Origin of the sequence: Streptomyces sp. NPDC059002 (assembly GCF_042740435.1) — a bacterium.
Classification (GTDB): Bacteria; Actinomycetota; Actinomycetes; order Streptomycetales; family Streptomycetaceae; genus Streptomyces.
Genome location: NZ_JBHYJI010000011.1, coordinates 167173 through 181464, shown reverse-complemented (window position 1 = coordinate 181464; position 14292 = coordinate 167173). Strand labels below are relative to the sequence as shown.

The following is a 14292-nucleotide window of genomic DNA, read 5'->3' as shown; positions in this document are numbered from 1 at the left end:
CGAGCGCGGGCTGGTCATCCCGGAGTAGGCCGACGTGCTCTGTTCCGGCGCGGTGCGTGGCCTGTGCGGCGGTGACCGCCGGGAGTTCCGGGGGGGCAAGCGGTACGAGGGAGCTGTTCCTCAGCAACGAGCCGGGGCACAACCCACCGCGTCGAGCGCCGCAACGCGGCCCACCACCGCGTGCAGAACCCCCGCCTGGGTGAGGGGCTCGAATCGCCTTGAGCAGTTCGGTGGCCGCTACTCAGAGCGGTCTAGGTATGCGCGCCCAAGCGGTGCGCGGCATCTGCTGCCTAGCATCCGGAGCATGACTTCCGCTGAGCAGACGACTGGTTCCGGTGAGCAGGTGACGGTGCGGGTGCGGCCGCGGGGCACGACGTCACTTGCTCTGGGCGCTGCCGCAGTCGCCATGATCATCTGCCCCTTGCTGCCTGTCCCGGTTCCGACGTGGGTCCGCTTCCTTCCCGTGTACTTCATCGTGCCCGCGGGGATCGGGGCGGTCGCCTCCGGCCTCGTCGCGCTGCGCAGGATGCGTACCCAGAAGGGAGCCGATCCCTTCCGGGCACGGGCGGGCGTCATGCTCGGCACGGTGGCCATCGTGCTGCCGCTGGCCGTGATCCTCTGGGCGATCTGGGCGCTGAGCCAGGCCTACGAGTAGACGGCCGACCGGCCCGCGTGCTTCCCCACGATGCCGAGGCAGTTCAGCCGCATAGCGCGTGAGAGAGCGTTCGGAAGGTACGTCGGATCCGTCGCTTTCAGGCCGGGGCGGACGACCTCCTGATCGCCGAAGACGAGAGCCCCTCACTCGCCATGCCGGTAGCTTCTCTCAGGGCTGGAAAAGGAAGTACACGGGCGGATTTGATCCAGGAACTTGGATTGCCACAGGCCTGGGGGCGTTCTGTGTCATTGTTCCGCTGTTCATGTTCGGAACGTCAGAGGTCTGCAGCTGGGCCCCGGAGCTGAAGAGGTGTACTTGGGGAATTGCAGTTCTGGTGATCAGGTTCCAGACCTGCTCCTCATGCATGGGTGCGACACGCAGAACATCAGTGGCGACCGCGAGCGGCGTATGCCGGTACCCATTTTCGTCGTATGTCTGGTTCGTGTCCACGATGGGGGTGTTCTGGCGCAGCAGTTGCGGAGGACCCACGGGGGTGAGGTCCAGTGCTCCCTGAATGGAGCTGTTGGTATTGGACGCGCCGGGCCGAAGGTTGGCGGGAGAGTTGTTGAGAGCCTTGATGAGATTGTTGGCGTAAGTGTTGCAGAGGTTGAGGACCTGCACGTTGCGGGCCGGCAGCGTCAAGAGGTTGTTCAGGTCATTCAGGGCCACGTAAGCCTTATTGAACTCATCCGTGCAGATTCTTTGCAGTGCCACCGCGTTGGGGTGATTCTGGTGAATTGCAGGAAGATTTCCGGCAGTTGGAAATACTGCGTCCACCAGGCCCCAGAGTTCGCCGAGGTTGTCAGAGTTCGCGGCTGCCAGGGCGGCGTTGACAGCTCTGATGACACCTTCTGACATGAGTTCATAGGAGACGGTGTGGCAGCGGGCCTGGTTCGGCGCCAGGTTCATGGCCTGACACAGGTCGTTCCTGAAGTCGTGGCGGCCTCTTTTCACGAGCAAGTTGCCGGACACCACGGATTGCCTCTGCACCGCGGCGGTCGCAGAGACGGGAGCACCCGGAGTGGCATCCGCGGCTTCGGAGGCAGCCACCGTGCCCGCCATGGCCCGCGTGGCATGCGACTCCGCCTCGCGTTCGAACCGGTCGGAGGGGTCGGAGACCTTCAACCCGCTGCCGTTGTCGGTACCGGCGACGGGACCCTGCCGTTGCTGGATGACATGGGTGAGCTCGTGAGCGAGCGTGTGCTTGTCGCTGCCGCCGTCGCCGATGATGACGTGGCTGCCGGAGGTGTACGCGAGGGCGCCGACTTCAGCGGCGGAGGCTCTGGCAGCACTGTCGTTGTGAATGCGTACGTCGGAGAAGTCCGCGCCGAGCCGGGACTCCATGTCGGTGCGGGTGGCATCGTCCATGGGCTTTCCGGGGGTGCGCAGGACGTCATGGACGGCAGAACGCTGCACCGCGGGCTGTTCGGCCTGCTGGTGGCCACAACCCGCTCCGTGCTGGTGCTGCGCCGGCTGGACCCAGGCATGACCGGCCTGGCGCAGCATCTGCACGACCGCGGCGTTGCCCGCACCGGCCTGGAGCGCCATCAGACCTGTCGGCGCCGCCGCCCGCCCGGGCGTGGTGGCCCGGCGTGCCAGGGCCCGTGGCTGGTGGTCGGATTTCTGCGACGGATCGTTGTGGGGATGCCTGCTGGTCACGCGATCACCTTTCAACACGCCCGGAGCAGCCATGCCTTGCCGTACAAAAGGCCCGACTGCCACAAGTGGAAGGCCTCTTGGGAGACGCCATACGTGGCAGTGGAGAGGCCGCGGACAGTCTTGTCCGTCTCACTAACGGGAAACTGACGTTTTACTCACGCACCGCTCTTGCCCGCCAGCGCGTATCTCTTGGGTCTGCTGGTCAGTTGACCGGATGCGTCGGCACGATCAGTGATCACTGAGGCGATGTGGAGCAGGAGCGAGTCTCTGGTCCCGGGTGATCCAGGTCGCCGTTGAGGCCCACGGCGGCTTCCGTCGTGGCGCTCGAGCCGCCCTGGTCAGAGCGCAGAGCCGCGTCGACCAGCTCGGCGACGTTCGCCTTGACGGCCCTGACGGTCGCACGCAGCTCCGACTCCGCACCTCGCGCGTAGGGGCTGCCTCCAGGCATGATCGCGAGGAGTTCGTCGAGGCCCTCTTCTGCCTGGGTCTTCATCGCGGTCAGTGCCGACGCGTCCGTCGAGCCCTCAAGGACGGTGGTGGCGAGGCCGCCCACCGGGGTCAGGGCATCGGAAACGTTCGCCACGAAGGTGAAGTCCGCGGCGAGCTTCTTCTTGTCCTGCCCCCTGTTGGGGCGGGGGTTGAACGCGCGTGCCGGGTCAGCCGCACCCGAGGTCGGTTCCTGAACGGCGTCGAGCGCCATGCCCACACCCGTGTCGAACAGCAACTGCCCTACATCGTCCTGGAGTTGCGTCGCGACGGGCACGCCGCTCTCGTCCTGGGCATCGGCTGCGACGTCGACCAGCCTCATGGCCTTCGCCCTGATCGACTTGACGGTGCGGGTTCGGTCGTAGGCCGTCCCATACGTACGGTCAGGTCCCACGCAGTCCGCGCCCACGGCTTTGCGGCCGCGCTCACTCTTGCGCGTGAGGCGGTCGAGGAGCCTGTCGAGCCCCTTGTCCACCTTGGACTTCTTGCCGTGGAGCTTCTGCTTGTCCTTCTCCCCGCGCATGACGCTCGACGCGATGTCGCCCACGGGGGCAAGGGACGGCCCCGAGGACCCGGCAGGGCGCCACAGTGGCGCGGGCCGCCTCGGCCGAGCTTCAGGGCATGAGCCCGTGCAGCACTCCACCCCATGTCTCCATCGTCCTGTTCAGGTCGTCACCGCTGGTCGCCGCGAGCGAGAGTGCGGACAGGACGGACTTGATGATGCCGCGGTTGCGTTGCCCTGGAGGCGTCTCGGCGGCCTCCGCGAGATACCCGACGTTGTCGAGCAGGTCCCTGCGCTGCTCCTCGTCCAGCCCCTCCTGGGACAGCACCGCCTGCTCCAACGCCTTGAGTGCGTCGGCCACTTCGCGGCTGCCTTGCTGGGCGACACCTGCGATGGTTGAGTCGATGTTCGCGATCTGCGCGCCGAACTGGCCGCCATAGATGGTGTTTCCGCTGATACTCATCGAGACACGGGGCTCCTGTCCTGATGCCTCGGCGTAGTCCGGCATGCGTTCTTGCACCTCTTCCAGGTAGGCCAGGGCAAGGGCCAGATAGGCCCGGCGCAGGGTGCTGGCATCGGCGATGTACTGGCTCTCGCAGGCGACGCTGTCACTGATCAAGTACGCGAAGCCCTGTCCTGCCTCCGGCGTCAGACCCGCCAGAACCCCGGCCACGTCCCGGCACCAGTCGTGCACGGTTGACACAACGGGCTCCCCGGCGGCGAGGGCAGCCTCCATCGCCCGGCCGGCCTTGATCTGATTGATGAGGTCTTCGGTCAGGAGCCTGGCGAGCACCCCATCGTTGAGCCGACCGTGGCGGGGAGGATGGACCTCATCCGGCACAACGAGCACCACTTCCGGGGGGCGAGCGTCCCGGCAGAATTGCGCGCAGTACTTGAGGCCGTCATGAACCAGACACACAGTGGAGTCAATCGCGCCCCCCAGGTATCGCGCGCCAGGATTCGACAAGTCCTTGGCCAAGATAGGGATCTCGTCCCCATCAATTTCGGGGTAAACCGGGCGCTCGCCCTTGAAGTGGTCGTAGTGCCAGGTGCGGCCCGTAAGGGGACGGATGTTCCGCCACTGGTACGCCGCGGAGAGAGCGCGGAACAGCTCGGGCCCTATGGCCCGGTCCGGCGGCCTCCACTCCCTCCAGTTGCTTACGCGTCTGCCTTCTGCCCATGGGCGGAGGGCTTCGGCGAGGGTTTCGGCCTCGCGCCCCTTCTCGATCAGCCCCGCCCTCAGCAACTCCCGCGCCGCTTGGTTCTCGACGCGGATGATGTGCCTGGCTGTCTCCCCATCCATGCTCGTCATCGTTCACGGATGCCCCTCAATCAACAAGGGCGCCGTCACAGGGGTCGCATATCTTCGGTGAGCTCCCTCCATCCCCTTCGGAGTTCACCGCCTCGGCCCGGGCTTGAGACGTGGTTCTGCGATTCCGTGGCGCCTCACGTCTCCGTGGCGCCTCACGTCACGACGTGTGAGGCAGCTGCGGAGAAAATGGGCCATGCGCCAGTAGGCGCCGAATGGGCTTAGTTCTTTACTGTTGCCCTTCTATCAGCCGTAATTGGCGATGCGTGACGATGGACCCCTGCGCGTTCGCCCGGAACTGTGGGAGCTGCGAAGTGGACAACATCGGCGAGCAAGTGATCAAGCTGAGTGATCAGATCCGTGAGGAGCAGGGGAAGCCGCCGGTCACTGCGGCTGAAGAACTGAAGATGGCCGCGAAGATCCTCGAGCACGGGGTGAAGATCTACAACGAGCCCGTCAGCGGCGTCATGGGCCTCGTGGACGACATCAAGAAGAACACCACCACGTCGACCTGACGGTCCGTCCTCGCGTAGCGAAGCCCCGGCCCGGGGGAACCGCGACCGGGGCAGACCGAGGAGAGGTAGCGTCTACCAGCAGCACTTCGACCTGGTGGCAGCCTGGCCGCAGGACCATCGAAGTACGCGTCCGCTACCCCAAGTTCGAAGACCTCACCGCTGACGACCGCATCCGCTTCCACGTCAAGGACAGCGGCGACGAACTCGACGTCGTCGCCGAACGCATCACCGCGTACGACACCTTCAAAGCCCTCCTCGACAACGAAGGCCCCTCCAACGTCAACCCCGACGTCGACCACGAGCAGCAGCTCGCCAACATCCCGGACGGCTCCTGCTGCGGGCGGCCTCGACAGGGGTGATCGCCTGGTGCGGCGGTGGGCGGTCTCCGGGTTCGTGGTCGGTGGCGCGCGGTTGGCTTCGGAGCTTGGCTGACGCACCCCGTCGTGATCCCGACGCCGGGCGACTGGACCGCCTCAACGGTCACAGCCCAAGGGATCAATCGAACCGTGGTCGGCGACCCGGCAACCTCGCTGATCCATGCCGCAGCAGCATCGCGGGTGGCCCGGTTGGAACTCAGGAGCCGTTCCGGGACGGCCGGACGGCTGGGTCAACCAGCGCTGGTGGAGGCGCGAGCCCGTTGCCGGGTCACTCCCCCGTCCGCTGCTCGCGCGCCGACCGGATGGTGAGCACGTTGTCGACCAGTCGCACGGCGTCCGTCGCCGGGTCCATCGGCAGGGACAGCAGTGCGCGTACGTAGGCCGGGGACAGGATCAGTTCGAAGATGTCCATCCAGGTGAGCACGGTGGCGTCGGCGGCGTCCAGGGTGGCCTGGATCTGGCGGATCCGGGGCTCGGCGAAGCTCAGGGCGTCCTGCCCTTCGTTGCCGGCCCGGAGCAGGGCCCGGAAGAAGGTCAGGTGGCCGGGGCGGGCCAGGTCGGTGAGCAGGTTGGTGACCCAGGTCTGCAGATCGGCCCGCAGGTCGCCGGTCGCAGGGAGCGGGGAACGGCTGTCCAGCTCGTCCACGACCGCGTCGATGATCAGGCCGTCGGCGGTGCGCCAGCGCCGGTAGATGGTGGCGAGGTGGACGCCCGAGCGGGCCGCCACCTCTGCGATCTCGACGGTGCCGTCGGTGGATTCGGCCAGCAGTTCGCGGGTGGCCGCCCGCACGGCTTCGCGAGTGCGGGCGGTGCGGCCTCCGGGTCGGGCTGTCCCTGATGCTTGCGTCACCCCTTCACTCTATCGCGAATCTCTTGCATTAGTGCGGCCGACGGGTCTACGTTAAACGCGAATTATTCGCATCAGAGGCGCAGAGGGTGCCTCGCAGACCGAAGCGGAATCCGGAGGCCCTCATGGCTCACGCACTCGTCGTCGGCGGCGGAATCGCGGGGGACACACTCGCGCTGCTCATGGAACGGGACGGCTGGACGGTCACCGTCGCGGAGATCGCGCCGGCCCTGCGCACCGGAGGCCAGACCGTCGACCTGCGCGGCGACAGCCGGGAGGTGCTGGAGCACGCCGGACTCCTCCAGCAGGCCCTGGACCGCCTGGTGCCGCAGCGCGGTGCGGCCTGGATCGACGCGCGGGGGCGGCGCCTCGCCGAGATGCCGGTGGAGGCGTTCGACGGGCGCGGCTACGTCTCCCGAGAGGAACTGCTGCGCACCGACCTCGCCCGGATCCTCCACGAGGCGGCCGGGCCGGGCGTGACGCACCGGTTCGGCGAGACCGTGGACGCCCTGGAGGACACCGGCACGGGCGTGCTCGCCCGCTTCCGCAGCGGCACGGAGGAGAAGTTCGACCTGGTGGTCGGCTCCGACGGCGCGCACTCGCGGGTCCGCGCGCTACGGTTCGGGCCTGAGGCGAGCTACCGCAAACCCCTCGGCCTGGCGCACGCCTGGTTCACCCTCACCGAACAGCCCGGGACGCCGCCGCTGGACGGCTGGTTCCTCATCCACAACGCGCCCGGCCGCCGAGGCGTCGCAGCCCGCCCCGGCCACCCCGGGGAGCAGGAGATCGGCCTGACCTTCGCCGCCGGCACGCTGCCCCCGCGGCGCGACCGCGAAGCCCAATTCGCGTTGCTGGAGCGGACGTTCGCCGGCGTCGGCTGGCGCACCCCCGAGTTCCTCGCCGCCGCCCGGCAGGCCGACGACTTCGCCCTGGACACCTACGACCAGGTGCACATGCCGCGCTGGCACACCGGCCGGACCGTCCTGCTCGGCGACAGCGCCTGGTGCGCGAGCCCGCTCAGCGGCCTCGGCACCGCCCTCGCCCTGCGCGGCGCCGCCGAACTGACGGCCGCGCTCCGGGCCGCCGGTGCGCCCGGCGACACCTCCGGGGTGCCCGCCGCGCTGTCCGCCTTCGAGCGGACGATGCGGCCCAGGACCGCCTCGGCCCAGCAACTCCCGCCCGGCCGGGTCGTGTCCATGGCCCCCAAGTCCGCGCTGGGCATCCGCGTCAACGCGCTGGCGATGCGCGCCCTCCAGTCGACGGCCGCACGCCCGCTCGTCAACCGCGCCTTCGCCGCCTCGGAACACGGCCGTACCGGCAGTCCGAACGGAGCTCCGCCGCAGACCAGTCCGAGCGTCTGACCGTCCGGCCGGACGGGCTCAGGACGGCTCCCGGGGCTGGGGGGCCGATGTCGGCGTCTGCAGCCAACCGCTTCAGCAACCGCTCCCACCGCAGCAGGAGCCGGTGTTCGCCACCACGGCGGTGGGCGCCTGGGCATCGGCGCCGGAAACCGCCGTGGGCTTGACCGCTCGGACGATGGCGGAGTGCATGCCGTCGGCGACGGCGTGGGTGGCGATGAGTTCGATGTCCGTGAAACCGGCCGCTGCCAGGCCGTCGCGGTATTCGGCGAAGGACAGCGCACCGGCGATGCAGCCGACGTAGTCGCCGCGCTCCGCGCGCTGGGCCGGGGCGAGTACGTCGTCGGCGACCACGTCCGAGATGCCGACGCGGCCGCCGGGGGCCAGGACGCGGAACATCTCGGCGAACACGGCGGGCTTGTCCGTCGACAGGTTGATGACGCAGTTGGAGATGACGACGTCGATGGTGTTCGCGGGCAGCGGGATGGCCTCGATGGCGCCCTTGAGGAACTCGACGTTGGTGGCACCGGCCTTCCGCTGATTGGCCAGCGCCAGCGCGAGCATCTCCTCGGTCATGTCCAGTCCGTACGCCTTGCCGGTCGCCCCGACGCGTCGGGCTGAGAGCAGGACGTCGATGCCGCCGCCGGAACCGAGGTCGAGAACCCGCTCGCCCTCATGGAGGTCGGCCACCGCGGTGGGGTTGCCGCAGCCGAGAGAGGCGGCGACGGCCTCGGCGGGGAGGGCATCGCGCTCGTCGGCCGCGTACAGGGTCGCACCGAAGTTGTCGTCGATCTCGATGGCCTGCGGGCCGCAACAGGCGGTGCCGCCCTCGGCGACCTGGACGGCGGCAGCCGCGTAGCGCTCGCGGACGGCCTCACGCAGGTCAGTGGACGGATCGCTCATGGAGTGCCTCCTGGGTGGGCGGGACGGGGCCGGAGGGCCGGAACGGGCTGTTTCGATGGTTATCGATGCAACCTTGCGCCCTGAATCGAAGTTCGTCAACATAGAGGTATGTCGAAACAAGAACTGGTGCTGCTCGGCCAGGACAGCGCCGACGGGTGCTGCCCGGGGCTGCTCACCGCGCCGCTGGGCGAGGAGCAGGCCGTGGAACTGGCCAAGGTGTTCAAGGCACTCGGCGACCCGGTGCGGCTCCGCCTGCTGTCGATGATCGCCTCGCGTGAGGGCGGCGAGATCTGCGTCTGCGACCTCACTCCCGCCTTCGACCTGTCCCAGCCGACGATCTCCCACCACCTCAAGCTGCTGCGGCAGGCCGGGCTCATCGACTGCGAGCGGCGCGGCACCTGGGTCTACTACTGGCTGCGGCCGGAGACGACCGACAAGCTCGTCGGCATCCTCACCCGCCCGGGACAGCCCACGCCCGCGGAGACGTCCTCGTGAGCGACAGCACCACCGGACCCGTGACCGGACGCCTCTCCTTCACCGACCGCTACCTCGCAGTGTGGATCCTGGTCGCGATGGCCGCCGGCCTCGGTCTCGGCCGCCTCGTACCCGGCCTCGGTGACGCGCTGGCGAAGGTCACCGTCACTGGGGTCTCACTGCCGATCGCCCTCGGCCTCCTGGTGATGATGTACCCGGTCCTTGCCAAGGTCCGCTACGACCGGCTCGACGCCGTCACCCGCGACCCCCGCCTGCTCATCCCGTCCCTGGTGCTGAACTGGGTGCTCGGCCCAGCACTGATGTTCGCCCTCGCGTGGACCTTCCTGCCGGACCTGCCCGCGTACCGCACCGGCCTGATCATCGTCGGGCTCGCCCGCTGCATCGCCATGGTGATCATCTGGAACGACCTCGCCTGCGGCGACCGCGAGGCCGCCGCCGTCCTGGTCGCCCTCAACTCGATCTTCCAGGTCCTCACGTTCAGTCTGCTCGGCTGGTTCTACCTGTCCGTGCTCCCCGGCTGGCTGGGCCTGGAGCAGACCACCCTGGACGTGTCCGTGTGGGAGATCGCCCGCAGCGTCCTGATCTTCCTCGGCATCCCACTGCTCGCCGGATTCCTGACCCGCCGCCTCGGCGAGCGGGCCAAGGGCCGCACCTGGTACGAGACCGAACTGATCCCGCGCATCGGCCCGTTCGCCCTGTACGGGCTGCTGTTCACCATCGTCGTACTGTTCGCGCTCCAGGGCGACGCCATCACCTCCCAGCCCCTCGACGTGGCCCGGATCGCGCTCCCACTGCTGGTGTACTTCGCGCTCATGTGGGCCGGATCCATGGCCCTGGGCAAGGCAGTCGGGCTCGACCATCCGAAGGCCACGACGCTGGCATTCACCGCCGCGGGCAACAACTTCGAGCTGGCCATCGCAGTCGCCATCGCCACCTTCGGCGCCACCAGCGGGCAGGCCCTCGCCGGAGTCGTCGGCCCGCTCATCGAGGTCCCCGTCCTCATCGGCCTCGTCCACGTGGCACGCGCCGCGCGCCGCCACTTCCCCAACTCCCCCGCGCCGACAGCCTCACCAACCGCCGCACCAGAAGGCTCCGCCCATGTCTGACCTCGCCAAGCCCTCGGTGCTGTTCGTCTGCGTCCACAACGCCGGACGCTCCCAGATGGCCGCCGGATTCCTCACCCACCTCGCAGGCGACCACATCGACGTCCGCTCCGCCGGATCCCTGCCCGCCGACCAGGTCAACCCGGCCGCCATCGAGGCCATGGCCGAAGTCGGCATCGACATCACCGGAGCGCAGCCCAAGGTGCTGACCACCGAGGCAGTTCGGGCATCCGACTACGTCGTCACCATGGGCTGCGGCGACGCGTGTCCGGTCTTCCCCGGCAAGACCTACCTCGACTGGCAGCTCGACGACCCCGCGGGTGAGGGACTCGAAACCGTCCGCCCGATCCGTGACGAGATCAAAAGGCGCGTCGAGGCGCTCATCTCGGAGATCGGCACTCGCCGGTCCACGGCCTGATGACTCGCCACGGGATGACGCAGCGAGCATGACGGGCGCATCGGCGGACGCAGTGTTCGCGCACATGCTGTTGTGCATGGCCCTGTCCGCCAAGGAGATCCACGCGGCGGTCGGAGAGGTCCGCCAGGTCCTGCGGCCCGGCGGCATCTTCGTCTACACCGTGCGCCACACCGGCGACGCGCACTGCCCCGCCGTCTGTGGCGTGTCACCCAGACCCTGCCCCAATGAGCAACGCGTCCATACGGCCCCCGACACCGTGGTTGCGGCTCACCGCCTAGGGCGTGTCCTGTCGGCCTGGCCGGCTGACTAAAACCAGCTGAGTAAATCCAGGTGCGGCTGTTCGCCGCGATGGTGTGGGATGCGGGGCATGACGATCGTTCTGAACGAGCCCGGTGTCGACGGGTTGACCGGGGCCGTGGACGCCCTCCGCGTATGGCAGGACGACCGCACGCCGCTGCAACTCCATCCGGGAGACCTCGGCTGGGCCTGGGCGCTGGGCGCGGAGAGGCTGGCCGCGGACGTCCGCACCTGGAGCGCGGACGGACGGATCATTGCCGTCGGATACCTGGACGGCCCTGATGTGCTGCGCCTGACGACCGCGCCGCACCTGCGACAGGACGGCGATCTGGCGCGCCAACTGCTGACGGACCTCGATGATCCGGAGCGCGGGGTCCTGCCACCCGGGAAAGTCGGCCTCGAAATCCCCGACGGCGCCCTGCTCCGCGAGGTCCTCCTGGAGGCGGGCTGGCATCTGGACGAGCCGTGGACGCCGCTGCGCCACGACCTCTCCGCGCCGGTGAAGGACTCCGGCCTGCGGATCGAGGTGGCCGGTCCGGAGACGGCGGGGGTGCGGACCGCGGTGCACCGCTCGGCGTTCGGCAGCCCGAGGTTCACCGAGGAGATCTGGCACGTCCTCGCGGCCGGGCCGGTCTACGCCGACGCCCGCTGCCTGATCGGCTACGACGACCAGGACAACGCGGTGGCCGCGGCGACGGTCTGGTCGGCCGGGCCCGGCAAGCCCGGCCTCCTGGAGCCGGTGGGCGTGCACGCCGACCATCGCGGCCACGGCCACGGGACGGCGATCAGCATCGCCGCCGCGGCAGCACTGCGTGAACTGGGCGCATCAAGCGCACTCGTCAGCACCCCGACCTCGAACGCTGCCGCCGTCGCCACCTACAGGGCCGCGGGATACGAACCGTCGGCCGAACGGCTGGACGTCAGCCGAGCCGCCTGAAAATGATCAGGCGGCGGTATCGGACAGGCTGCGTCGCTCACCCTGGCCGGGGCCGAACTCCCTTTTTCGCGGACCTGGTCGGTGCGCAGGTCGCGGATGAGGGCGGGGGCGGCGCTTGTCAAGCGTTCCTCACAGGTTGAGAATTTGTGAACCGGCATGGACGCGCCCAGCGCCGCCGTGACGGCACCGCGCCGCGCGAGGATTCAGGGCCCCAGGGGGAGGGCAGCGATGGCAGGACGTGCAGGCGCTCCGCCCCCTCGGCCGCCGCACCCCCCAGCGGGGCCACCGCCGGGGCCACCGCCGGTGCCGCCTCACCCTCCTTCAAGGCCCTCACAAGGGCGGCACCGAGCCCAGTGGATCGCCCTCTGCTTCGCCGTACTCGCCAGCCTGATCTCCGCCGCGTTGCTCGGCGGATGGGACTGGTTGGCGGCGCGGCTCGGTGAGCAACCCAACGTGACAGTGCACGCCCGAATAGGCGACGGATGCGGCCCCTGGTACGTCGATGCCTCGCCCGGAGAGCTACGAAAGAACCCCGCTCGTGCGGGCGGCCTGGACACGCCGGTCGACGACGGCGGCAACTTTCCCCCGGGCCTCTACCTGACCATCCAGGCGAAGACTTCCCAAGCCGTCGTGATCACAGGCGTCGAGGTCACAGCGCTGTCCCGTGCGGCACTGCCCAAGTCCGGAGTGGTCATCGTGGAAGACAATCCGTGCGGTGGCGCTATGGAGACGCGCGACTTCGACGTAGACCTCGCGGCCACGCCGGCGTCGGTGCGGCCGCGTGAGTCCGCGGACGGCACGACCGTTGATTTCCCTCTGAAGGTCTCTGACAACGACCCGGAACAGCTTGGCCTGCTCCTGAGCCCCGGCGGCCGGGATGTGCGCTTCACCGTTCGCGTGAACTGGGTCGCCGAGGGGCGCAGCGACAGCAAGCTCCTGGACAACGGCGGGCCGGGGTACCACGTCCTGACAAGGCCCGACCTGCCGACCTATCCCCTGTCACGACTGCGCTCATAGTCATGCCGGTCAGAGCGCGTACATGACGCCGTGGAGGCTGCCCCAGGGCGGGGTGTCGCGGCGGGGCGGGTCCTGGCTCCGGCAGTTCTCGCGGAAGAACAACGCCAAGCCGTGCGGCACCGCTGATCTGGGCTGATCTCGGGGAAACGGTGCGGTGGTGACGGGTGGGTCGGTAGCGTCGCGGCCATGTTGAGTGCCGACGAGCCGCTGCTGGGCGACGTGGACGACGAGCGAATCCAGCAGCTCCTGGGTGAGACCGCCACGGGCGGCACCAGGCCGGGATCCTGACGGTGCGTCATCCGATAGGGACGTCGGTGGAGTTCACCCGAGGTTCCCTCCTCTGTCGGCACTCATGCGCAACATCGCACATGGCCCGAGCCCCACACCTCTCAGGAGCCGTCTTGCACATACCCAGATACGTCACCGCCGTCTGCGCCGCCGCAGCAGCGACAGTCTTCGCCACCTCCACGTCCGCGGCAGCGAAGACCGGCCCTCAGCAGGACAACTTCCTTCCCGCCATGTTCCATTCCATCGCCCACCTCGACATCGATCCGCCGGGCGCCAACGACTGGAACTGCCGCCCCAGCGCCGCCCACCCGCGTCCGGTCGTCCTGGTGCACGGCACCTACGAGAACCGCTACAACAACTGGTCCCGGATGTCCCCCGAGTTGAAGGCCCAGGGCTACTGCGTCTACGCCCTCGACTTCGGCGACACCGACGACGCCGGAGTGGCTCTCGCTCCCACCGTCAAGGGTTACGGAGACATCAAGAAGTCCTCCAAGGAGCTCGCCGCCTTCGTGGACAAGGTGCTCGCCGCCAGCGGCTCCGGCCAGGTCGACCTCGTCGGCCACTCCCAGGGCGGGACCCTGGCCCGCTGGTATCTCAAGGCCGACGGAGGCGCGAACCCGGCCGACCCCGCGAAGAACAAGGTCAAGAAAATCGTCCAACTCGGCGCGACCAACCACGGCACCACCATGAGCGGCATCGAGACCCTCGCCGACGCGCTCAACATCCTGGAATCCGGGGAGAAGCCCCTCGGGAAAGCGGGCATCCAGCAGTACTGGAAATCCGACTTCATCAAGGAGCTCAACGCCGACGGGGACACCGTTCCCGGGGTCGACTACACCGTGATCGGCACGAAGTACGACGAAATCACCACCCCCTGGCAGAGCACGTTCATGACGGCGGGCCCCGGAGCGACGGTGCACAACATCACCTTGCAGGACGGCTGCTTCGTCGACTTCTCCGCCCATCTGAGCATGTCGTACAGCCCGCGTGCGATCGGACTGGTCAAACGGGCCCTGGACCCCTCGGCCCCGGCGGCTCCCTGTGTGCCGAGGGCGCCCGCCTTCTGATTCCGCGCAACACAGCGACACAGCGGCACAGCGACACAGCGGAGGACCCCGGCGATGCG

15 protein-coding genes are annotated in these 14292 nt (G+C 68.6%); 10 read left to right on the top strand and 5 right to left on the bottom strand.

Annotated features, from left to right (window positions below):
- Nucleotides 1–304 precede the first annotated feature (304 nt).
- A complete protein-coding gene (locus ACFWZ2_RS13485; RefSeq protein ID WP_384545222.1) occupies nucleotides 305–655 on the top strand; it encodes a hypothetical protein in 351 nt (116 codons plus the stop codon).
- A gap of 168 nt (nucleotides 656–823) precedes the next feature.
- Here ACFWZ2_RS13485 and ACFWZ2_RS13480 read toward each other — a convergent pair whose 3' ends face one another.
- The 3 genes from ACFWZ2_RS13480 to ACFWZ2_RS13470 all read right to left on the bottom strand — a co-directional run bounded on the left by ACFWZ2_RS13480 (nucleotide 824) and on the right by ACFWZ2_RS13470 (nucleotide 4605).
- Nucleotides 824–2347 carry a DUF4157 domain-containing protein gene (locus tag ACFWZ2_RS13480; protein ID WP_384545221.1) on the bottom strand — a complete coding sequence of 508 codons (1524 nt, stop codon included), beginning with the start codon at nucleotides 2345–2347 and terminating at the stop codon, nucleotides 824–826.
- Nucleotides 2348–2549: 202 nt separating this feature from the next.
- On the bottom strand, nucleotides 2550–3347 hold the full coding sequence (locus tag ACFWZ2_RS13475) for a hypothetical protein (RefSeq protein ID WP_384545220.1): 798 nt from the start codon (nucleotides 3345–3347) through the stop codon (nucleotides 2550–2552).
- Between the two features lie 67 nt (nucleotides 3348–3414).
- Entirely contained in the window at nucleotides 3415–4605 is a 1191-nt protein-coding gene (locus ACFWZ2_RS13470) for a hypothetical protein (protein WP_384545219.1), read from the bottom strand.
- 320 nt (nucleotides 4606–4925) lie between these two features.
- Between ACFWZ2_RS13470 and ACFWZ2_RS13465 the strand changes: the two genes are divergently transcribed.
- A complete protein-coding gene (locus tag ACFWZ2_RS13465) occupies nucleotides 4926–5126 on the top strand; it encodes a hypothetical protein (protein ID WP_384545218.1) in 201 nt (66 codons plus the stop codon).
- Nucleotides 5127–5771: 645 nt separating this feature from the next.
- On the opposite strand, the gene ACFWZ2_RS13460 is transcribed toward ACFWZ2_RS13465, so the two are convergent.
- The gene (locus tag ACFWZ2_RS13460; RefSeq protein ID WP_384545217.1) at nucleotides 5772–6353 is read right to left on the bottom strand and encodes a TetR/AcrR family transcriptional regulator; all 582 of its coding nucleotides are present in this window, start codon (nucleotides 6351–6353) and stop codon (nucleotides 5772–5774) included.
- Between the two features lie 122 nt (nucleotides 6354–6475).
- On the opposite strand from ACFWZ2_RS13460, the gene ACFWZ2_RS13455 reads away from it, so the two are divergent.
- Nucleotides 6476–7711 carry an FAD-dependent monooxygenase gene (locus ACFWZ2_RS13455; protein WP_384545216.1) on the top strand — a complete coding sequence of 412 codons (1236 nt, stop codon included), beginning with the start codon at nucleotides 6476–6478 and terminating at the stop codon, nucleotides 7709–7711.
- Nucleotides 7712–7783: 72 nt separating this feature from the next.
- Here the strand turns inward: ACFWZ2_RS13455 and arsM are convergent, their stop codons facing one another.
- A complete protein-coding gene (gene arsM / locus ACFWZ2_RS13450) occupies nucleotides 7784–8611 on the bottom strand; it encodes an arsenite methyltransferase (protein WP_384545215.1) in 828 nt (275 codons plus the stop codon).
- 108 nt (nucleotides 8612–8719) lie between these two features.
- Between arsM and ACFWZ2_RS13445 the strand changes: the two genes are divergently transcribed.
- The 7 genes from ACFWZ2_RS13445 to ACFWZ2_RS13415 all read left to right on the top strand — a co-directional run bounded on the left by ACFWZ2_RS13445 (nucleotide 8720) and on the right by ACFWZ2_RS13415 (nucleotide 14233).
- Nucleotides 8720–9106, top strand: coding sequence for an ArsR/SmtB family transcription factor (locus tag ACFWZ2_RS13445; protein ID WP_384545214.1), 387 nt, complete (start codon nucleotides 8720–8722; stop codon nucleotides 9104–9106).
- A complete protein-coding gene (gene arsB / locus ACFWZ2_RS13440) occupies nucleotides 9103–10212 on the top strand; it encodes an ACR3 family arsenite efflux transporter (protein ID WP_384545213.1) in 1110 nt (369 codons plus the stop codon). The genes ACFWZ2_RS13445 and arsB overlap by 4 nt, the downstream gene beginning before the upstream one ends.
- Entirely contained in the window at nucleotides 10205–10627 is a 423-nt protein-coding gene (locus ACFWZ2_RS13435) for an arsenate reductase ArsC (protein ID WP_384545212.1), read from the top strand. The genes arsB and ACFWZ2_RS13435 overlap by 8 nt, the downstream gene beginning before the upstream one ends.
- Before the next feature lie 28 nt (nucleotides 10628–10655).
- On the top strand, nucleotides 10656–10937 hold the full coding sequence (locus ACFWZ2_RS13430) for a methyltransferase domain-containing protein (protein WP_384545211.1): 282 nt from the start codon (nucleotides 10656–10658) through the stop codon (nucleotides 10935–10937).
- Nucleotides 10938–10994: 57 nt separating this feature from the next.
- Entirely contained in the window at nucleotides 10995–11861 is an 867-nt protein-coding gene (locus tag ACFWZ2_RS13425) for a GNAT family N-acetyltransferase (protein WP_384545210.1), read from the top strand.
- 453 nt (nucleotides 11862–12314) lie between these two features.
- Entirely contained in the window at nucleotides 12315–12878 is a 564-nt protein-coding gene (locus tag ACFWZ2_RS13420) for a hypothetical protein (RefSeq protein ID WP_384545209.1), read from the top strand.
- 401 nt (nucleotides 12879–13279) lie between these two features.
- Entirely contained in the window at nucleotides 13280–14233 is a 954-nt protein-coding gene (locus ACFWZ2_RS13415) for an esterase/lipase family protein (RefSeq protein WP_384545208.1), read from the top strand.
- Nucleotides 14234–14292: the final 59 nt, after the last annotated feature.

Coding starts and splice junctions, on each gene's coding strand:
- ACFWZ2_RS13435 (WP_384545212.1), top strand. CDS start 10,205: ATGTCTGACCTCGCCAAGCCCTCGGTGCTGTTCGTCTGCGTCCACAAC.
- ACFWZ2_RS13425 (WP_384545210.1), top strand. CDS start 10,995: ATGACGATCGTTCTGAACGAGCCCGGTGTCGACGGGTTGACCGGGGCC.
- ACFWZ2_RS13455 (WP_384545216.1), top strand. CDS start 6,476: ATGGCTCACGCACTCGTCGTCGGCGGCGGAATCGCGGGGGACACACTC.
- ACFWZ2_RS13430 (WP_384545211.1), top strand. CDS start 10,656: ATGACGGGCGCATCGGCGGACGCAGTGTTCGCGCACATGCTGTTGTGC.
- arsM (WP_384545215.1), bottom strand. CDS start 8,611: ATGAGCGATCCGTCCACTGACCTGCGTGAGGCCGTCCGCGAGCGCTAC.
- ACFWZ2_RS13445 (WP_384545214.1), top strand. CDS start 8,720: ATGTCGAAACAAGAACTGGTGCTGCTCGGCCAGGACAGCGCCGACGGG.
- ACFWZ2_RS13485 (WP_384545222.1), top strand. CDS start 305: ATGACTTCCGCTGAGCAGACGACTGGTTCCGGTGAGCAGGTGACGGTG.
- ACFWZ2_RS13480 (WP_384545221.1), bottom strand. CDS start 2,347: ATGGCTGCTCCGGGCGTGTTGAAAGGTGATCGCGTGACCAGCAGGCAT.
- ACFWZ2_RS13470 (WP_384545219.1), bottom strand. CDS start 4,605: ATGGATGGGGAGACAGCCAGGCACATCATCCGCGTCGAGAACCAAGCG.